This window comes from Lactiplantibacillus brownii (genome assembly GCF_031085375.1).
GTDB lineage: Bacteria > Bacillota > Bacilli > Lactobacillales > Lactobacillaceae > Lactiplantibacillus > Lactiplantibacillus brownii.
The window spans coordinates 482,718-503,923 of sequence record NZ_JAVCWF010000001.1 but is presented as its reverse complement, the minus strand read 5'-3'; the positions used below and the strand labels follow the sequence as shown (position 1 = coordinate 503,923).

Below are 21,206 nucleotides of genomic sequence, written 5' to 3'. Positions count from 1 at the left end.
TCAACAATCTATTTATTTATATTATAAGCCGTCCACTTACAAATAGCTGGCTTTTGTCACATCTTTTTCAATCGGGCAATCCGATCAGCCATCGGTGGATGTGTATCAAATAAATGCGTCCACGATTTTTTGGCCTTAAATGGGTCTGAAATATATAGCGCCGCACTGCTAGGGTCCGCGGCTTTCATGGGCTGACTGTCATCGATCTTAGTCAAAGCATCAATCAAGCCTTGGGGATTTCGAGTCAGTTCCACGCCCCCCGCATCCGCTAAGTACTCACGATTTCGAGACAAGGCCAATTGTACTAGACTCGCAGCTAACGGTGCCAACACGATCAAAACGATTGAAACTAGCATCAAGATCAGCTGTACGCTACCATTGCCACCTTCACGATCATTATCACGGCGCCGACCGCCACCCCACCAAAAAGAGTTTAACCCCCAATTGACCAAGAGACTAATCGCTGCGGTTAACGCTAAAGCAATCGTCTGTAACCGAATATCATAGTTGCGAATATGGGTCATTTCATGCCCAATAACGCCTTCCATCTCTTCACGATTCAAACGGGCTTGAATCCCAGTCGTGACGGCAACTGCCGCATGTTCGGGATTGTTGCCAGTCGCAAAGGCATTCGGGCTCTCATCTTCAATAATGAAAACTTTGGGCATGGGGACCTTCGCCACTAACGCCATATCTTCCACAATATGCCACAATTCTGGATCATCATCCGCTGAATGCAATTCACGGGCATGATTCATACTCATGACGATATTTGTCGACTCACTGACCATGATACCAATGTAAAACAAGGTCACGACTAAGGCCAAGATCAGGCCAGCGACCGTACTATCAAAAAATACATACCCGACCGCGGCGCCAATTACGGCCACTAACACGACAAAAGCGGCCATCACGTATATCGTGTGCCGCTTATTGCGGGCAATTTGCTCAAATAACATGGGCATAACCTCTAATCATCAAATGAAACTTTAGGTGCTTCCTTTTCTGCTTCAGGAACAGCCAAGAATTCAACCTTTTTAAAGTGATGAACACCGGCAACCAAGTTTGATGGAAATTGTTGTAACTTCATGTTGTAACTGGCCGCACTAGAATTAAAGAGTTGCCGTGAATAAGCAATCTTATTTTCTGTGTTAGTCAATTCTTCCATTAATTTACTGAATTCTTGGTTCGCCTTTAAATCAGGATACGCTTCGGCCAACGCAAAAATACTTTTTAATGAACTCGTCAATTGATCCGAAACGGCCATCGCTTGTTGATGATCACCAGCAGGCAGTTGCGTCAATTGATTACGTAATGAAACGACTTGTTCCAGGGTGCTCTTTTCGTGCTTCGCATACCCTTTCACCGTGCTAACTAAGTTTGGAATCAAATCATTCCGCCGTTTTAATTGCACGTCGATCTGGCTCCAAGCTTCTTGCGTGTACATCCGTGACTTGACCAGCCCGTTATAGATGATCACATAGGCTGCAATCACGATTAAAATGACCGCAATAATAATTAATCCTACCATCAAGTGGGACCTCCTCAAATAATTTACTACTACTCTATTGTAACGTGAAACGAAAGCGAACCACAGTCAGTCGTCAAAATTTAATATTTGTTATTAAAGTGACTCGTGAATGATTTTTGAACGCTTGCTGGCGCTTGCGAGAACGACCAGGAGTTTTCATACTTCCCTTGGATCATTAATCGGCCAGCCCCCGTCTTATCACAAGTAATCAAGGTGACCAGTTTTTGACCAGGCACATCGTTGATCACTTGGACATCCGTTGCTTTAATAAACGTGCGTTCACTCGTCTTATAAGCATAAATTCTCTTAGCGTTGGACAAATAAATCATCTGACCAACCTTACTCTTATAGTACAACGGACTAAATAGCGCACCATGCTTGATCATGTGATGACCGGCTAACGCATAGTTGCCAGTCCCCATCTGCTGATCAGCTTTCATCGTCCCCGCTGCTAAAGCCAACGTTTCGTTGCTGACACCTTTACCGATTGGCAAATACAAGTCAACGTCTGGAATCGAGATCGAGCCGATCACATTGATCGAACTCTTATTCAAACGAGCTTTAGCGACGGTTTGAAAATCCAGCAACTTCACTTTCGTAAAATCAAAATTACCTTTTTTCTTTTTGTTCTTAGCGACGGATTTCGTCGTGACCGTGGGCGCGTATGAACTGACCAACCAACTCTTGATTTGTTCATTGAAGATCAATGCCAATGACAGCGCAATCAAAAGCACAAACACCACGCGGCCTAACCACTTTAAAACCCGATGTTGCTTCGGCTTCATATTTTCCATCCTCCCATATGCTTAACCACTCAAACAATTGCGGTCTACGGTAAATATACCTTAATTAGCGCCAATAAGAAAGTACTGGCCTTGACTTTTTTCAATAATTAAAAAAAGCTTATTCAAATCATAACGCTTGCATAATCATTATCGGGTCTGTTATCCTGATAGTATCAACTAAAGAAAGTAGGTTGGACCTATGGATATTATGGTAAAAAATGATCTTAACCAATTAATGCAACAGCGCGATGCGGGACCATTCATCGCCATTTATCTGAATACTGAAGCTGTTCTAAATGACTTAACTCACCGCCGTTTACAACTCAAACAACTCGTGACTGAAGCCCAGACCCAGTTGGCCCAACACTTTCCTAAAACCGATTTTGCCCCCTTTAAAGCCCAACTAGATGCTTTAACCGATGACAATAGTTTCTGGCTACAACATACCGGGCCACAAACGGGGCTAGTGGTTAACGCGGAAACCTTACGAATCTTTGACTTACAGATTCCAACTGAAAACCACGTGAGTGTCAATAGTATGCCGCCAATCCGACCAATTTTAGCAGACCGCCAGCATCAATTTGACTTTGATCTATTGGCTATCAGTGAAACCACGATGGCCATGTATCATCAACGGCAAGGCGATTTCGTTGAAGTCAACTTACCTGAGGACGCCCCCGCCACCATGAAACAAGCCCTCGGCGAAGAAAAACGCGGCGGTGACTTAAACTTTAATTCCAGTCCCGCTCATGGGGTCAATTATCACGGCCATAACGCCAAGGCGGAAGAACGGGCCGTCGATCAACGCAACTATTACTTGCAAGTGGATCAATATGTTCGTGAACGGTCGCAGGCAACTCAACGGCCCTTAATCCTGATGGGCTTACCCGCCAATCAAGCAATGTACCGCAAGCTGAGCAAGAATCCTTATTTGTCACAACATTTGATGGTCAAACGGTCGCCAAATGACTTAACGACTGCGGAGATCCAGACTGCGACCGAACCGGTACAAACCGCTTGGCACACGCAACTGGCTGATATCTTGTTAGAACGTTATGACACTGCTAAATCACGCCAGCTAGCACTTGATGATCCATTCGACATGATCACGCCCGCGTTACACGGCCGTATCGACACTTTGATTGTCGCGGCGGATGCCCAAGTCAGCGGCACGATGACTGCGGATGGCTTACAAACAACTGGCTTAGCTTTACCAGATAACTTAATTGATGACCTCGTAGACGTCGTGATGAGTAAACAAGGCCAGATCCGAATTATCCCCGCGGAACGGATGCCCGTTGAAACTGCGGCTCTCGCATTATTACGTTACTAAACAAGCTATAACTTAAAAGCTGGTCATGGCAATCTGCGGATTTGCCATGACCAGCTTTTTTATCGTGTGACGACCATGTTGTCCAGTTAGCTTGCCGCTCCGGTTGGTCTGGACTGATGCTGGAACGTGGTGGCCACGTTTGTGAGCCAAAGGACGGTCTCACAAGCCGGGCTTTCTCTAAGCTGGAAAATTCACCAGCAGTCGAAACGTGTTCGGTCCAACTGTTCCCTCCGCTTGGGACGCTCTGCGCTAAATTAGTGACTCTAATGTAATTGGCCTTTCATTGATACTGATTTTATCAATATTATTTTTAATAAATCACTATTCGACGTCGGAGTGGACCAGTACGATCACCGTGTCAAGACACTTAGCTGGGTGGTTTTGCCCAGGTTAGTGTCTGGCCGACTTTTAAGACGTGGACTGCGGCTTGAAAGCGCCCTGCAGACCGCTCCTTGGCTGCAGGTCTGCCCCCACGGTGAACGTGCTGGTCCACGGAGACGGACAACTTTAAACTATTAAAAAAGCCAGCCGGCAATTGTCGGTTGGCTTTATAAATTCGATGCTTATTTGAGACCGTATTTCTTGTTGAAACGATCGACCGCACCATCGGCTTTGGTGAACTTTTGCTTACCAGTGTAGAATGGATGTGAGTCTGAAGTAACTTCAACCCGGATTAATGGGTAAGTGTTACCGTCTTCCCATTCAACAGTTTCGTCAGACGTTGCTGTTGAACCAGAGATGAACTTGAAACCAGTTGTTGAATCTTGGAAAACAACTTGGTGGTAATCTGGATGGATTCCTTTTTGCATAATATTACGCTCCTTTGCCCTGAATCATTTGCTGAAACAGAGATTATCATAGTTTTAAATCAACCTTTGTATCTTAGCATGAACAGCTAGGGTACGTCAAGCGGCAGTGACTTGTAATCAATGCTGGACCTACCGTCGTGGCTTGCGCCGATTCACCGAACCACCGCCAATTTTCAAGCTGCCCAGATCATGCAAGAAGTCTTGATTGGTCTTAGAATGCTTCAAAAATTGCAACAATTGTTCAGTGTATTCCAATGAATTGCCACCCATTGACCGCCGAATTTGCCAAACGGGCTCCAATGCAGCCTTGCTGAGTAACAATTCTTCTTTACGCGTACTGGATTGCTTTAAATCCAGTGCTGGAAAGACCCGACGTTCCGCTAACTCACGCGACAATTGTAATTCAGAATTCCCAGTTCCCTTGAATTCCTCATAGATCATGTCGTCCATCCGGCTACCCGTATCGACGAGCGCAGTCCCTAAAATTGTTAGACTACCGCCCTCTTCAATATTTCGGGCAGAGCCAAAGAACCGTTTGGGCTTGTAGAAAGCCGTTGGATCTAGCCCACCAGAAAGTGTCCGACCACTGGATGGCATCGTTAAGTTATAGGCGCGCGTCAACCGTGTAATCGAATCGAGCAAAATGATGACATCTTGCTTGTCTTCAACTAACCGTCGGGCCCGTTCCAAGACTAATTCAGCCACACGGACATGATTTTGCGGTTGCTGATCAAAGGTCGAGCTCACGACTTCACCCTTGATCGACCGTTCTAAGTCAGTCACTTCTTCGGGCCGTTCATCAATGAGTAACATGATCAACTTGGCATCTGGATAATTCGTCATAATGCCGTTCGCAATGTTTTTCAGTAGAGTGGTCTTCCCTGCTTTAGGCGGTGCGACAATTAAGCCCCGTTGCCCAAAACCAATCGGAATAAAGGTATCAATTAACCGTGTCGACAAAATCTGTTGGGTCGTTGATAGTTTAATTTGTCGGTGTGGATATAAAGGTGTCAATGCCGGAAAATGCGGTCGTTGACGCGCCTCATTGGGGTCCTTGCCATTAACGGTACCGACTCGCATTAAGCCATAATAACGTTCATTAGGCTTGGGCGGTCGGGCTTGTCCAGCGACATAATCGCCATTCCGCAACCCAAACCGATGGATCTGCGACTGCGAAATGTAAATATCCTCTTGTGAGGGGCCATAATTGATTGGTCGCAAAAAGCCGTAGCCTTCTTGCCCAATTATTTCGAGGACACCCTCCATTTGGACAAAGCCGCGCTTCTTGTCTTGTTCACGTAAAACGGCCAGTGATAATTCCTTTTTATTCATTTGTGAATAATATTGAATTTTGTAATCACGGGCATACGTATAGATTTCCTTGAGTGTTTTTTGCTCAAGGTCGTGCATCGTTAAAATCTTTTCCATTATCACTGCTCTTTCTCAGCTTGTGATTGGCTGTTGAAATCGTACTTTCGACCTAGTTAATTGTTGTGACGCGCCACTGTTTGTCGGGCTAGCTTTCAACAAAACAATAGACTACTTCCTAACGTTTTTCATTGGATCACTGCAACATATTCAGTGGCTGTGCTTTACACGGTCTCTTGTTCATCCGCCGCAATCTCGACATCGGCTCCCAAGGTATGCAACTTATCAATCACGCGATCATACCCCCGTAAGATATTATCTGCACGGGAAATGACAGTAGTCCCGCTGGCCGTTAAACCGGCAATCATCAAGGCTGCCCCCGAACGGATTTCTCCCGCTTCAACGTGGGCGCCTTGTAAATGGGCCGAATGTCCCACAACAATTAAGTTGTCTTGGACATGAATATCTGCCCCCATTTTGCGTAACTGGGCAATATGTTGCGTTCGTTGTGGATAAATCGTGTCAATCACGACACTATTTCCGTTAGCACGTAATAATAACGGCGTAATAGGCTGTTGTAAGTCGGTTGCAAACCCAGGATAGGTCATCGTTTTAACCCGAACTGGACTTAATTCGCCGACTCGTGGCACGTAAATACTATCTTCGTTGATTTGCAAGTCAACGCCCATTTCAATCATTTTCGCAGTGAAGGATTCCATATGTTCTGGAATGACGTTCTTGAGTAAGACCCCGTCACCAATCGCCGCAGCTAATGACAAATAAGTTCCCGTTTCAATTCGATCAGGAATAATGGTGTGCGTTGCACGTGACCGTAACGATTGGACCCCTTCAATTCGGATCACATCCGTACCGGCACCACGTACTTTGGCACCCATGTTATTCAAAAAAGTCGCTAAATCAATAATTTCTGGTTCTTTGGCAGCATTCTCGATGGTCGTCGTCCCGTGTGCTTTGACGGCAGCCAAAATAATGTTGATGGTTGCCCCAACTGAAACCACATCTAAAAAGATCCGGGCGCCATGCAGGCCTTCTGTTCCAGTTGAGATAAAAACAGAATCATTTTTTTCGACCACGTTCGCACCAAGGGCTTTAAATCCCTTAATGTGTTGGTCAATCGGCCGCGGACCAATATTGTCCCCGCCAGGAAAGGTTACCGTTGCTCGGTTAAAACGGCCGAGTAACGCCCCCATAAAGTAATAAGATGCACGCAGGCTTTTAATTGCGTGACTTGGTAATTCGGATTCAATAATTTGAGTTGGATCAATCGTTAATACATCGTTTTCAAAAGTGGAATGGACATTCATCGATTCCAGAATAATTTTTAAATTGTGAACGTCTAAGATATGCGGAACCGTATCAAATCGGACCGGAGTGTCTGCAAGAATCGCAGCAGGAATCAGTGCGACGGTACTATTTTTTGCGCCACCGATCGTTAATTCCCCAGAAAGTCTTTTTCCGCCATGGATAATCATTTTTTTCATAACATAACTTTCCTCGCTAAATAAGTGTCACACTGTACAATACAATCATTAACCATAATAAAGAATGTCATGCAAAAAAACAACCAATATCAGGAAACTGTAATCTTTTCGAACCAGAAAATCGAGAACTTATCTCATTTAATCGCTTTCATTAAGAAACTGCAAATTTTTGACGTTATTTTGCCGAAAAAAAAGAACCTGAGAATTATTATCCCAGGCTCTTCGAATCATACTGTAACGTTATTTTGTTTTACCAGTCGCATTAGCCGCATCGATGAATGCTTTAAACAAGCCTTCTGGTCGGTTAGGCCGTGACAAGAATTCAGGATGATATTGGCAACCAACAAAGAAGCGCTTAGTTGGTAATTCAATAATTTCAACGAGTCGGTTGTCTGGCGAAGTTCCAGAGAATACTAACCCTTTGGCCTTCATCGCTTCACGGTACTTGTTGTTGAATTCATAACGATGACGGTGTCGTTCCATGACCACTTCTTCATTGCCATAAGCCTTAGCCGCAACCGTGCCGGGCTTCAACTTGCAAGGATAAGCGCCTAAACGTTGCGTCCCGCCCATATCTTCAACATCTTCTTGATCCGCCATCAAATCAATGATGTTATCTGGCGTATCTGGGTCGATTTCAGCGGAGTTGGCTTCTTTCAAGTTCAGCACGTCGCGAGCAAATTCAACACTCGCCATTTGCATCCCTAAACAGATACCTAAGAATGGCACGTCATTTTCACGCGCATACTTGATCGCGGTAATCTTGCCTTCAATGCCCCGATCACCAAAACCACCGGGAACTAAGATCCCATCAGCATCGCCAAGTAGATCTTGCACATTATCTGGTGTCACATCTTCAGCCGAGATCTTATTTAATTCAATTTCAGCATCATCCGTATAACCAGCATGCTTCAAAGCTTCGGTCACCGAAATGTAAGCATCTTGTAACGCCACATACTTCCCAACTAAAGCGATCTTGATGGTCCGGGATAAGTGTTGCACGTGATGTTCAAGTTCTTCCCAGTCGCTCATATCGGCCTTAGGCGCGTCAATGCCAAAGTGGTTCAAGACGATTGAATCCATATTTTGTTTTTGCACGTTCAATGGAATCGAATAGATGGTCTTAACGTCTAAGGATTCGATAACTGCTTCGGGTTCCACGTCACAGAATGACGCGATCTTGTTCCGCATTTCCCGGGTAATTGGCTTTTCAGTCCGTACCACCAACATGTTTGGTTGAATCCCGTAACTCCGGAGTTCCTTAACAGAATGTTGGGTTGGTTTAGTCTTCATTTCGCCAGCGGCTTTTAAATAAGGAATTAAAGTCGTGTGAATGTAGAAAACGTTGTCGGAACCTAAGTCACTCTTCATTTGACGCAAAGCTTCGATGAATGGTAAGGATTCGATATCACCGACCGTCCCACCGATTTCAGTGATCACAATGTCAGAGTCAGTGGTCGTTCCGGCCCGCATGATCTTTTCCTTAATTGCGTTGGTAATATGTGGGATCACTTGGACCGTGGCCCCTAAATAATCGCCCCGTCGTTCCTTTTGAAGAACTTCAGAATAAATCTTACCGGTCGTGACGTTTGAATATTTATTCAAATTAATGTCGATGAACCGTTCATAATGTCCCAGGTCCAAATCAGTTTCGGTCCCATCATCGGTGACAAACACTTCACCATGTTGGTAAGGACTCATCGTACCAGGATCAACGTTGATATATGGATCAAACTTCTGAATAGTGACCTTTAAGCCACGGTTTTTCAGTAATCTCCCTAATGATGCTGCGACAATGCCTTTACCAATTGACGACACAACGCCACCAGTTACAAAAATATATTTGGTCATGTGATAACTCCTTAAAGATTTATTTCGTGGGGATTAGATAAAATAAAGAAAACTCCCTATTCAGTGAATAGGGAGCTTGATTTCGTTCGCTTGTCTCTAGTATTACTACCAGAGAGCCCAATAAAGATAATACAAGTCCATTCAGCATTCGTCAAGTTAAATCACAAACGTTGATTACTTGTTATCGTCGCTATCGTCATCATCGTAGTCGTCATCATCGTCATCATTTAATTCAGACAATTGACCTTCGATGCCATCTGGTAAAGTTTCGTCCGCGGCGTCATCATCCGAGTCATCAACGCCGGATAATTCATCATACTTACTACTGCTTTCTGAATCGTCATCATCGTCGTCATCGGAATTGTCGTCGTCATCTTCATAATTATCGTCGTCTTCAGGATCATCATCATCGTAATCAATGACATCATCATCATCGCCGGCGTCAGCTAAGAAGGCGTTAACCTTCTTGCGCTTTTTACGCTTAGGCCGATCTTCATCCTCTTCATCATCGGTATGAATTACAGCTTCGTCAATGGATTCAAATGGGTACCATGCACGCAGGCCCCACATATTGTCACCGAGCGAAATGAAACTACCATCGATATTTAAATCGGTATAAAATTGTGATAAACGCTCCCGAATTTCTTCGTCGCTTTTACCCAAATAAGTCTGTACAGCGTTGGTAATGTCGGCAAAGCCCATGGCATCGCCGTGTTGCGCCAAAATAGCATGCGCAACCTCGATTAAAGATAATTCGGACTTTTTCTGTCCATCAAATTGTTTTAGTTCCAAACTGGTGCACGTCCTTTCCACAGTTTACAGTACATAATAACAAATTAAGCCGTGAATTGCAATCGTAGCTTGTATTGACCGATAAGCTGTTCGCCAGCGTATAATTCGTAGTCAATATTGACTGCTCCGGAAAATGGGCGTTCCCGTAAACGCACCTGTAACATTGGTGTGACTGTTTCGACAGGTAGCACCCCCATCGGCGTCCGATAGCGTGCTTGGATTCGTTTGCCATTCGAAAAATGCAGTCGCAACCGATTCTCAGCGCTACGTGTCAAAACAACATCGCCATTTGCAGCCAATTTAATGGTCACCGGAATCGGTTCCGTCGTGGCATCACTGACTTCTTTGTAACGTAAATAAAAAGCATCGCCCATTTGAACGAGTTGACCATCGACATCCAACGCATAATTAGCGGTATCACCATCTTGAGTCGCTTGCGTTTCCAAATGAATGGCCACTGGTACGCCCGTTGTTAAATCATCCATAATCTGGTCCTCCTACTTTGTCCATCATTACATAGGTCATGGGTCCATTACCGTTTAACGACTCGACAGTCCAGCGGATATCAACCTGTCAACGGTCTTCGCCAGTGTTCCTATGTTATCTCGTCATTAATTATAAGCCATCTCGCTAAAAATGCCTAAAAATCCACCTAACCCGGCAATTTAGCTGTGACGGTTAGCGATTTCGGGTATAATTAATTGATGAAACCGATAGATGATGAGGTGATCCAAATTTGACGCAAACAACCATTGCAACCTTAACACAACATTATCAACCCGAAGAGATGCTCGACAGTTTCGCCTACATGAATGCTTTGCTATGGCTAACGAGTGAACGCCAACAAGCAATCGTCCACTATTGGCAACTCCCACAGACCGTAATTTTAGGCCTACTAGACCAGAAGTTACCACAACTGGACGCCGGTTTAGCCCAATTAAAGCAAGCTGGTTACCAAACACTACTACGAAATTCTGGCGGCCTCGCCGTAGTGGCCGATTTAGGCGTACTCAACGTTTCCCTATTCTTGCCTGCCCATCGCAGCGACTATTCGATTACCGCCGCTTACCAATTGATGGCCGACTACGTTCAAGCGGTCTGGCCCAATTTGAATCTGACGACTGGCGAAATCAGCCAGTCTTATTGCCCCGGCGATTATGATTTGAGCCTCAATGGTCAAAAAATCGCTGGCATGTCGCAACGTCGAACAGAATCGGCCCTCGTGATCATGTTATACATTAGTATTAACGGCAATCAAGATCAGCGCAGCCAACTGATTCGTCATTTTTATCAAACCAGTTTAGCCGGACAAACGGATGACCGCTTTCCAAAAGTTGATCCCGCTGTCATGACAACTGTGGCAGATCAGTTAGGGGCGGTGTTAACGGTCGACACCGCAATTGCACGCTTTAATCACGTGCTCACTCAGCACGGAACCCTTGACCAACAAGTCTTACCTAAATTAATTGAAGAACCTGAGTTCCAAGCTCACTTAGCTGCCGCTTATCGCCAAATGCAACGACGCCAGGCACGCCTGACAACTCACTGATTGAACGGAGGAATTTATTTGTCATATCGTAATCAACTTTTACCCATGGAAAAGGTCTTTCGCGACCCGGTTCATGACTACGTCTATATTCAACACCAGATTATTTTGGATTTAATCAATACTTCCGAATTTCAACGACTACGGCGCATTAAACAGTTAGGCACCACCTCGTTGACCTTTCATGGCGCTGAACATTCACGTTTTGGTCATTGCCTCGGTGTTTACGAAGTGACCCGGCGTATCTGTGATAATTTCGAACGTAACTATCCCACTAAAACGCCTGGCGACGGCGGCTGGGACGATAACGAACGCCTCGTTGCGCTCTGTGCAGCCTTATTGCACGATATTGGCCACGGCCCTTATTCACATACTTTCGAACATATTTTCCATACGGATCACGAGGCTTTGACGGTCAAGATTCTGACTTCACCTGAAACCGAAGTTAACCAAGTGTTACGCCAAGTTTCACCAGAGTTTCCAACCCAAGTGGCCGCGGTAATTCAGAAAACTTATCCGAATCCACAAGTCGTTCAGATGATCTCTAGCCAGATCGACGCTGATCGGATGGACTATTTACTACGTGATTCTTACTTTACGGGGACGAACTACGGTAATTTTGATCTCACCCGGATTTTACGGGTCATGAAGCCTTACAAGGGAGGGATTACCTTTGCCATGGAAGGCATGCACGCCGTTGAAGACTACATCGTCAGCCGTTTTCAAATGTACATGCAAGTTTATTTCCATCCGGTTTCTCGGTCCATGGAAGTTATCCTAGATCATTTATTGGAACGTGCCAACGATCTGTATCAAAGTCATGACGTTGACGCCGAAGCGACGCCCCACATGTTGCTGCCATTTTTCAATAACGACTTCACGTTACAAGACTACTTACGCTTAGATGATGGTGTCTTGAACACTTACTTTAATCATTGGCGTGATAGTAAGGATAAGATTTTAGCTGATCTCGCTACTCGCTTTTTGGACCGGCGACCGCTTAAATCAGCCCGCATTGATGACCAAACAAAGGACCTCGTGCCTGATCTGCAACAACTGATTGAACGGGCTGGCTTCAACAGCCACTACTACACGGCAATCAACGATAGTTATGATTTACCCTACGATGCCTATGATCCGAAGATGAAAAAACCCCGGACACAGATCGAACTGATGCAAGAAGATGGCTCCCTGGTGGAATTATCTACTGTCAGTGACCTCGTTCGGGCGATTACCGGCAAAGTCTCTGGCGACCAACGTTTCTTCTTCCCAAAAGAGATGCTCAGTCGCAATGCCGAAGTGGATCTCTTTGACCCAATTTACGAAGCTTTTCAAAAGCACATTCAAAATGATCGGTTAATTGTTTAATTTTTATTTGGAGGAATTTTAATGTCAATCAAGCTCATTGCCATCGACATGGATGGCACCCTACTCAACGAACACAGTGAACTCAACCCGGCAACGATTGCAGCGGTACACGCCGCACAAGCGCAAGGCATCAAAGTTGTCCTGTGTACCGGCCGACCACTCAGCGGCGTGACGCCGTTCATCAAAGAACTCGGCCTCACCGGTGATGATGAATACGTGATTACCTTTAACGGCGCCATGGCGCAAACCGTCGAAGGGCGGGTCATCACTAGCCTAACGCTCACGCACAACGATTACATCGACATTGAAGCGCTAAGTCGCAAGCTTGGCGTCCATTGCCACGTTGAAAGCGAAGATCACATTTATACCGCAAATGCCGATATCAGCCCTTATACTGTTGGCGAAAGCAATCTTGTCCGCATGCCAATTCGTTATCGGAGTCCTAATCAAATGCGGGCCGATTTACCAATCGTTAAATGTATGTTTATTGACACCCCTAGTATTTTGGGGCCAGCAATTGACAAAGTCCCCGCCGAATTCCATGACCGGTACTACATTGTGCAATCAGAACCATTTTTCTTGGAATTAATGAACAAAGCTGCCAGCAAGGGACGGACGTTAAAAGTTTTAGCAGAACGCTTAAACTTAACCCCCGATGAAGTGATGGCAATTGGTGATCAAGGCAACGACCTCAGTATGATCAACTACGCCACTAATAGTGTCGCCATGGGTAATGCCATCAACGACGTTAAAACAGCGGCAAAATACGAAACCAAAACCAATGTTGAAGACGGCGTTGCACACGCCATTAAGACTTGGGCACTCGCTTAGTCGATCTAAGCAGCCATAACGTTGCCACAATAAAAGCCAACCAATTTTGAGAATAACCCTCAAAATTGGTTGGCTTTTTCGCACTGATAGTTTACTGGCCAAAAAAACACAACCGCCAAACCGCGATTGTGTCCTAATCCTTATTTAAATTCACCATTAACGGTATTTTGCTTCGTCACTTTACCACTGTTCGGATAATACCGGTAAACATCCGTCAAATTGGTATCTGTTTCAGCCGGATCACTATCATGTAAAACATCAATTTGATAATAATCTTTCGTCTGTTTAATGATATTAAACTGGTCCGTTTTAGTAAAATGACCGCCAGCTGCAGTTTGAAAAGCATCCAGCACATCTTGGGTAGTCATCGCATGACTACTGCTAGTTGAACTCGTCGCCGAACTCGTCTCGGTACCACTCGCACTACTCTCACTGCTAGTTGAATGACTACTGGTGCTCGTTGAACTTGTCACCGCAACTTCATCATGACTACTCGTTGCTGAGGCAACCACCGTCGAGCTGTCGCTACCAGAACTCGTGGACTGTGACGCTTCATAGTTCATGATTGCTTGTTTCATCGCCAAAGTCTTCTTTTGAAGTTGCTTGATGACTGGATGAACCGGATCAATTTGATCTAACTTATCAATACTGGTTTTAGCTGCGGACAATTCATGGACACTTAAATCATCACGCGCCGTATTATAATAACTATTGGCTAACTTGACTTGTTGATATTGATGTTGCAAGGTCGAACGGGCTTTGACGAAACTAGCATCCGTCGTCCCTTGATAATTTTCAAGCGTATTAAAATACGGCTTTGCCAAGCTAAGCTGATTATTATTTAATGCTTCAGCTGCTTCTTGATAATGTTTCAAACCCGTTGCTAAATTTTGGACACTAGCATTCGGGTTTTTGACTGCCGCTAAGGTCTCCCGAGCGGCAGCAATCTTTGAATGCGAAATTTGTTGATCGGCTTTAGTCAAAACCGTCGCAGTACTACTGGTGGTCGTCGAAGCGGAGTTGCTATCAACAGACCCGCCAGTGAATTTCGCACAACCTGATAAAGCCATCACGCTCATCAGCATGATCACTATCAGCCCTAAAGGTAACCGTTGTGCCTGCTTCACGGCAAATCCCTCCTTTTAAACTGCATTCATTATAACATTAACTACTCGTGAACGATTAAATTCATCGAACGGTGTCAGTTTATTAAATTATCTTAACTAACGCTGCGAGGTAATACAAGCTCAACGCAAGTACTAGTCCTAAGTTTGACCACCGGAAGCGCAAGATCAATGCCAAATATTCCCGAAACATGGCAAACGGCAAATAATACCAAGGTGTCCGAGACCCAGTACCATAGATCGGCAATCCTAATTGACGCGCAAAAATATTCGCCCGTAAAACGTGGTAATCACTTGTGACCATCGCCGCACGATACAACGGTTGGCGCTTAACGATCAGGGCATGCGAAAATTTGAGATTTTCCACCGTCGAAGTGGACTGATTCTCTTCTTGGATAACGTCTCGTGGAATTCCTAAATCAACTAAATATTGGCGCATCGCTGTACTTTCGGGCATCACTTCATCGGCTCCTTGACCACCGGACACCACTATCGTAACTTCATGATGATCTTTTGCACGTTGTTTTCGATAAAGTTTTGCGGCCGTCTTCAAACGATAACTCAACGTTCGAGTGGGACGACCATCCGGCATTAAGCCGGCACCTAAGACAATAATATCCGTAACTGGGATATGTCGTCCCCACCGCGTCGTCACACAGGCGACTAAATAGGCTAGAAAGCTAAAGGCAAAATAAGCGGTCAATAAAATTGCTAATCCTAACAGTTGCCATAGCCAAGTGATATGCCAATAAACGCCATTTAAGACCGAAAGTCCTAACATGCCGACCATTAGCATCCCAACAATGGCCAACAAACTGTAGTGTAACTGCCAGCCTTCTTTACGAATCAACCGATAGCTATAACGAATAAAACTAATCGCCACGACTAGTACGATCAATGGCATTAAACCATATGCCGCAACTTTTAAGCCGACAATCATAAACTGCCAAAGTGGACTTGCTTGGTCACTCACCTTGCGATAAGCCGCTAACGCGAAACTAATTCCGGCTAGGAGGAAAAAGTGCCCCGTCAACCAGCGACGTCGATCGGTCCATTGCAACGTTATGGCAATGGCCAATGCTAAACTACCCCAATAAAACCAATTCACACAACCCACCTTCTTTACTCAACAACTTGATTATACCTAAAAGTCACTCATATTTCAGAAGTCCTGCTCTAGACCAATTTTACCTTGCCTAATGGCACAAACTAAACTGTTTCACACTCGGTCAGCCCGACTTATCTGACCGATAGAACGTAAAAAAAGTACCGATTAGACTAAGACTTAATTCAGTCTAATCGGTACTTTGGAGCAAATCTTAAAATGGAATTACGACTGCCGAAATATCGTCATCAATCGTGGTGGTGGCATACTGGTCCCCAAACTCATGTCGGGCTTCATCAAAATCAGCCGGTTTGACAAATGCTGGTTGCCAGAATGTTTCTCGATTATTGGCATAAAACGGGCATAGGTACAATTTACGCTGTGCCAAATTCAAGCGAACCGTTGCCCCGTAAGCTAAGCAGTGACGTTTCACAAATTCGCCATTATTATTAAAGACCCCGTTGCCAATACTATAAATTACCGGAACTTTGCCAACATATTCAATCGGTTGTAAGATGTGTGGCCCATGACCGATAATCAAATCAGCGCCCGCTTCCACCAGTCGTTGTGCCGTTCGCCGTTGCGGATCCAAGATTGGCTGAAAATCGGCGCCCCAATGAGCACTAACAATGATCTTGGTGTCCGGATGAGCCTGCTTATAAGCGCGGACATCTTCCCACACCCAAGTATCTAGGCAGTTGACACCGGGTTCTTGATACTTCGCATAAAAATTAAATAAATTGTACGCTGGATTCCGGTACCAGTAGCCGTTGAAGAGGGCAATCTTTTGCCCATCATAGTCAAAAGTCATGATCTGACGACTCGTCAACTGATTCAGACCAGCGCCAACGGTTTTGAATCCTGCCGTTTGAAATTGCTGGAGGCTCTTTTCCAAGGCTGGTGCGTCACAATCCTTGGCATGGTTATTGGCCATCATGGCTAAATTCAAATGCCGCATTTTTAATTCAGGAATCGTTTGCTCGGCATCCGCATCTAAAACAAATGGCTTAATCCCCTTTAACGAACTTTGCCCGTCATCCGAAAAGACGCCTTCAAAATTAAAAATATTATAATCGTCAGGTTTGAAGAATCGCCCTAGCTTTTCAAACGAATAATGATAACCGTGCTTTTGTAACGCATCATCCACTTTTTGATGCCGTCGTGCCCGCGTATACATCTCACCAAAATACGTATCACTCAACACGTTGATCACTGGCGTCTTCAATGTTATTGACTCATTCGGAGCTGCGGTCGTTGCGGCCGTTATTCCGCCGTCGATCAATTGCTCCATCTTGGCATCCATATAATTCACACTGGGGGCATTGATAAAGGCGATCATTTGCCGCTGACCACCTTTTTCATAGAAGAATAAGCCATTGGTTTCTTGGACGCCGAAAAAGAGTGACCCACTGGCTTTACCTGTTTTCAGTAATTGCGACCGTTTTTGATAGACTCTTCCTCGTGGATCAAGTGCGGCCCGTTGAGCCTGTAGCAGGCTGAAAAATTCATTTGGCAATTGCGTAAACGCCGTACCAATCTTCATCAGATCACTAAGGAACGTCCGCTGATGACCCTGACGCGTTGGTCGCCCGGTGAGATTGATTAGGGCATTTTCAGAAAGTTGCATTGCCTTAGCCTGACGTTTGAGCCCAGTCACAGCTGCTTGATTGCCACCAAAGACAAACTCAGCCAAGTTGATGATAACATCTGGCGCTGGTGCCACGATTGCCACCGCTAAGAGAGTCTGTAATTGCCAATGATCGCCACGATGCAGACCTATTTTATTTGGACTGGCATCACCAGCTAAGTCTTGAGTCACCTCAACCAGATCGGTTAACCGCAACTTGCCAGTTGTCAGGCGTTGCAAACATGCCAAGATAACTAACATACGGCCAACACCATTACGCGTATAAGCTACTGCATTGGGTGCTAGTGTTGAAATTGCCAGCCGATCCGCTCCCGTTGCATAATAGGCGCTGTTACGAACTAGTTGCCAACCAGCCTGCCCGATCTCAGAATTACGATGTGAGCCTTTGATGAAGACCACGGTATCCTGATTGAATTCTGCGGCAACCGCTTTGACCAATGCTGTTAAACTCTCAAAATGGCCGCCGAACTTTTCGCGATTGAACTGATCAGCTACCTGACTAATTTCGGGCCCATAAGTATAAATCTTATCTAACTGACTCTGATTGAGTTGCATCGCCAACTTTCGATGCATCGCGAGTGATTTGTCCGCCAAATTAACGATTCGACCGGCAATAAAAATCTTCTTCGTTCCTGGGGCGGTTTGATAGGAATTCGCATAATTAATAAAATTAGTCATCGAAAGTAGTTCCGCACTATGAGTCTCATCAATAACCGCAACTTGATGCGCGTTGACTGTAAACTCGCGAATATTGCGAATCGCTTCACGTTGACAAATCGCCATCAAATCAGCTGTTTTGAGATCAAAAGTTCCCGTTAGTAACCGATAAGCCGCAATCGCGCCAATAATATTGGTAATCAAGCCTTGATCGAAGTTAGGCACCATCACTTCCGCCAAGCACTGATCCTGATAGTAAACTTTCAAATGATCATCTTGAACCTCGCCATAAAAATCCGCAGTCTTATGACGACCGTACGTCACGATCGTCTGCGTATAACGATGTGCCAGCGTAATCACTTCATCAATGTTACTAATTTCAGCATTGACTAAAAATGGTTTGCCTTCACCAAGACCGTACGCAATTCGTGTCTTGAAATCTGCAGTTTGGCGTTCATCATAACCACGTTGACCGACACCCACTTGGGTTAACATCGCTAAGTCCATGGGAACTTCTTGCGCAACCCCCACTTTATTGGGCCCATACCAAAGTGCTGCCATCGCCATTTCAAAGACATCGTACTTCGCAGCTAAGCTGTTGATTAACGTAATTTTTGTTGATGTTCGTGAATTATGACTGAACGGCGTTTTGGCCGTTGAATGTTTAACGGCCAACATGCCAGCCAACAAATCCTTAGTGGTGGTTTTACCCACCGTACCTGTAATCCCAATATTTTTGCTGAAATGTTTTGCTCCAGCATACTGCGCTAATTTGACAATGGCTTGATAAGAATCCTTCACTAGTAATTGCGGCACTTCGAGACCCGGAATCAACCGTTGCACAATAGCCATTTTCATTAGACGGCGGAAGCGGGCGATTCTATTATGGGAATCAGAAAAAATATTGGCATAGATGCCCCGGTTTCCCGTACCGCGTTGCCAAGTTTTGGTGTCCATCGCAATCATGCAGTTGGCTTCTGATTCCTTAAGCAATTCGCCTGAATAAAGCGCAAAATGTTTGACCAGATCACGATCATCAGCCGGCGTGATCAACCAACGACCACCCACAATTTCTGCCACTTCCCGCATACTTAGTAAGTGTGTTGTGGTTTGTACTTCTGATAATGTATTCAACATTACTCCCCCTTGGATTGTAAAACGTTCTAACAGCCTAGCGTGCCGTATCATATTTATAAGTATCCGCGCTTAATTTCTCGCTCCGGTTGGTCTGGATTGACGCTGGAACGTGGTGGCCACGTTTGTGAGCCAAAGGACGGTCTCACAAGCCGGGCTTTTCCTAAGCTGGAAGACCACCAGCAAAGGAAAATTTCACCACTGAGCATCATCCAGCCCGTCCTGCGCTAATCAGTAAGCCTTAATATCAATTGATTTTTCGTTGATACTTGATTTATCAATGTTCCCTTGTTAAATCGCTATTTAACGTGCTGGTCAGCGGAAATAGATACTTAATATCTTATTTTAATTAAATATGATGGTGGCTATCCTAATACGCGGTCACCGTGCCGCTGACTATTTTAGTAAGCTAACCATTCTAACGCGTGCTACTTGAGACCTTTTTACACCAATCCAATCGGGTACGTCACTCGAATACATTTGATAATTAGATGTATTTACCAAGACAAAAAAACGCCAAGCAGGCAAAAGACCCACTTGGCGTTTCAATAAGGCTAGTCTAGTTTTCTTCGTTATGGAAACGATTCTTGAATAATGGACTAACTGGTTTATTTTCATGAATGAACTTAATGGCTTGACCCATTAATTGGCCAACAGAAACTTGCACGATCTTATCGATTTGCTTTTCTGCTGGTAATTCGATTGAGTCTGTCACAATCAATTGCTTGATTGGTGACTTTTCGATCCGTTCGATGGCAGGACCAGAAAGTACAGGATGCGTACAACTAGCATAAACATCCGTGGCACCTGCATCCATCAATGCTTGCGCACCTAAGGTAATCGTACCGGCCGTATCAATCATATCATCGATCATGATGGCCCGTTTACCTTTTACATCACCAATAATGTTCATCACTTCGGCAACATTGGCCCGTGGCCGCCGCTTGTCGATGATGGCAATAGGTGCTTTTAAGAATTCAGCCAATTTACGTGCCCGCGTCACACCACCATGATCTGGTGACACAACAACGGCATTTTCAGCCAAATGATGGGTTAAGAAGTAGTCAGCTAACAGTGGCGCACCCATTAAATGATCCAATGGGATGTCGAAGAAACCTTGAATTTGAGCAGCATGCAAGTCAAGCGCTAAAATCCGCGTTGCACCGGCTGTTTCAAGCATGTTAGCAACTAACTTAGCGGTAATTGGTTCCCGTGAACGAGCTTTACGGTCTTGCCGGGCATACCCGTAGTAAGGGATGACCACGTTGATTGTCTTAGCACTGGCTCGCCGTAACGCATCAATCATAATCAACAATTCCATTAGGTTATCATTAACTGGGGCGGAAGTTGATTGGATGATATAAACTTGATCACCACGAATACTTTCCTCAATGTTAATGCGAATTTCGCCATCGCTAAAGCGATCAACTGATGTCTTACCTAATTTAACACCAACGGCTTCAGCAATCTTTTCTGCCAATGGTTTATTTGAATTCAAAGCAAAAATCTTTAACTTTGGATCAAAATACTGTTCTGACATAATTTCCTCCATTCGAAATTTATTACATATAAATAATATGCATTTTGAGGGTGAAAAGCAAGCCCCCTTGACGGTTATAAATTGCGTTAGACTGGGCTGGAGGCGGGCATTTCGGGTTTTCGACGGACATATTACTATAATATTAAAGTTTCGTGAGGTCGATTTCCGGGAACTATCGGTCTGACGGGCTTTATCATGGTAGCGCTGCCTAAAGAACGATCCTCATAAAAAGACAAACTTATGTGGCCCTATTTTCTCATGAGCATCGTTTCGAAATTTTGG

17 protein-coding genes are annotated in these 21,206 nt (G+C 44.8%); 4 read left to right on the top strand and 13 right to left on the bottom strand.

Annotated elements, in window-relative coordinates; translation table 11 throughout:
• Positions 1 to 56 precede the first annotated feature (56 nt).
• The 3 genes from htpX to RA086_RS01980 form a co-directional block, all read right to left on the bottom strand.
• Positions 57 to 959: a zinc metalloprotease HtpX gene (gene htpX / locus RA086_RS01990; RefSeq protein ID WP_308702256.1), complete on the bottom strand. Its 903-nt coding sequence runs from the start codon at positions 957 to 959 to the stop codon at positions 57 to 59.
• Positions 960 to 970: 11 nt separating this feature from the next.
• A complete protein-coding gene (locus tag RA086_RS01985; protein WP_308702255.1) occupies positions 971 to 1,531 on the bottom strand; it encodes a LemA family protein in 561 nt (186 codons plus the stop codon).
• Between the two features lie 80 nt (positions 1,532 to 1,611).
• Positions 1,612 to 2,316, bottom strand: coding sequence for a class A sortase (locus RA086_RS01980; RefSeq protein ID WP_308702254.1), 705 nt, complete (start codon positions 2,314 to 2,316; stop codon positions 1,612 to 1,614).
• A 199-nt stretch (positions 2,317 to 2,515) separates the two neighbouring features.
• Between RA086_RS01980 and RA086_RS01975 the strand changes: the two genes are divergently transcribed.
• On the top strand, positions 2,516 to 3,649 hold the full coding sequence (locus RA086_RS01975) for a baeRF6 domain-containing protein (protein WP_308702253.1): 1,134 nt from the start codon (positions 2,516 to 2,518) through the stop codon (positions 3,647 to 3,649).
• Between the two features lie 563 nt (positions 3,650 to 4,212).
• On the opposite strand, the gene RA086_RS01970 is transcribed toward RA086_RS01975, so the two are convergent.
• The 6 genes from RA086_RS01970 to RA086_RS01945 all read right to left on the bottom strand — a co-directional run bounded on the left by RA086_RS01970 (position 4,213) and on the right by RA086_RS01945 (position 10,456).
• Positions 4,213 to 4,458, bottom strand: coding sequence for a type B 50S ribosomal protein L31 (locus RA086_RS01970; protein ID WP_137607813.1), 246 nt, complete (start codon positions 4,456 to 4,458; stop codon positions 4,213 to 4,215).
• A gap of 129 nt (positions 4,459 to 4,587) precedes the next feature.
• Entirely contained in the window at positions 4,588 to 5,886 is a 1,299-nt protein-coding gene (gene rho, locus RA086_RS01965; protein WP_308702252.1) for a transcription termination factor Rho, read from the bottom strand.
• Between the two features lie 164 nt (positions 5,887 to 6,050).
• Positions 6,051 to 7,328 carry a UDP-N-acetylglucosamine 1-carboxyvinyltransferase gene (locus RA086_RS01960; protein WP_308702251.1) on the bottom strand — a complete coding sequence of 426 codons (1,278 nt, stop codon included), beginning with the start codon at positions 7,326 to 7,328 and terminating at the stop codon, positions 6,051 to 6,053.
• Between the two features lie 240 nt (positions 7,329 to 7,568).
• A complete protein-coding gene (locus tag RA086_RS01955; RefSeq protein ID WP_308702250.1) occupies positions 7,569 to 9,179 on the bottom strand; it encodes a CTP synthase in 1,611 nt (536 codons plus the stop codon).
• 174 nt (positions 9,180 to 9,353) lie between these two features.
• A complete protein-coding gene (gene rpoE, locus RA086_RS01950; protein WP_308702249.1) occupies positions 9,354 to 9,971 on the bottom strand; it encodes a DNA-directed RNA polymerase subunit delta in 618 nt (205 codons plus the stop codon).
• 44 nt (positions 9,972 to 10,015) lie between these two features.
• Positions 10,016 to 10,456, bottom strand: coding sequence for a DUF1934 domain-containing protein (locus RA086_RS01945; protein ID WP_308702248.1), 441 nt, complete (start codon positions 10,454 to 10,456; stop codon positions 10,016 to 10,018).
• Between the two features lie 251 nt (positions 10,457 to 10,707).
• On the opposite strand from RA086_RS01945, the gene RA086_RS01940 reads away from it, so the two are divergent.
• From RA086_RS01940 to yidA, 3 genes are read left to right on the top strand one after another with little or no spacing between them, the layout of a single operon-like run.
• A complete protein-coding gene (locus RA086_RS01940) occupies positions 10,708 to 11,520 on the top strand; it encodes a lipoate--protein ligase family protein (protein WP_308702247.1) in 813 nt (270 codons plus the stop codon).
• 18 nt (positions 11,521 to 11,538) lie between these two features.
• Positions 11,539 to 12,885 (top strand): HD domain-containing protein, encoded by a 1,347-nt coding sequence (locus RA086_RS01935; RefSeq protein WP_308702246.1) that lies wholly within the window; start codon positions 11,539 to 11,541, stop codon positions 12,883 to 12,885.
• A 21-nt stretch (positions 12,886 to 12,906) separates the two neighbouring features.
• Positions 12,907 to 13,716: a sugar-phosphatase gene (yidA, locus tag RA086_RS01930; RefSeq protein WP_308702245.1), complete on the top strand. Its 810-nt coding sequence runs from the start codon at positions 12,907 to 12,909 to the stop codon at positions 13,714 to 13,716.
• A gap of 140 nt (positions 13,717 to 13,856) precedes the next feature.
• On the opposite strand, the gene RA086_RS01925 is transcribed toward yidA, so the two are convergent.
• The 4 genes from RA086_RS01925 to RA086_RS01910 form a co-directional block, all read right to left on the bottom strand.
• Complete coding sequence (locus tag RA086_RS01925) at positions 13,857 to 14,843, bottom strand: hypothetical protein (RefSeq protein WP_308702244.1); 987 nt, start codon at positions 14,841 to 14,843, stop codon at positions 13,857 to 13,859.
• Between the two features lie 82 nt (positions 14,844 to 14,925).
• The gene (locus tag RA086_RS01920; protein ID WP_308702243.1) at positions 14,926 to 15,948 is read right to left on the bottom strand and encodes a YdcF family protein; all 1,023 of its coding nucleotides are present in this window, start codon (positions 15,946 to 15,948) and stop codon (positions 14,926 to 14,928) included.
• A 211-nt stretch (positions 15,949 to 16,159) separates the two neighbouring features.
• Positions 16,160 to 19,387, bottom strand: coding sequence for a CapA family protein (locus tag RA086_RS01915; RefSeq protein WP_308702242.1), 3,228 nt, complete (start codon positions 19,385 to 19,387; stop codon positions 16,160 to 16,162).
• A gap of 556 nt (positions 19,388 to 19,943) precedes the next feature.
• Entirely contained in the window at positions 19,944 to 20,924 is a 981-nt protein-coding gene (locus RA086_RS01910) for a ribose-phosphate diphosphokinase (RefSeq protein WP_137625518.1), read from the bottom strand.
• Between the last annotated feature and the right edge of the window lie 282 nt (positions 20,925 to 21,206).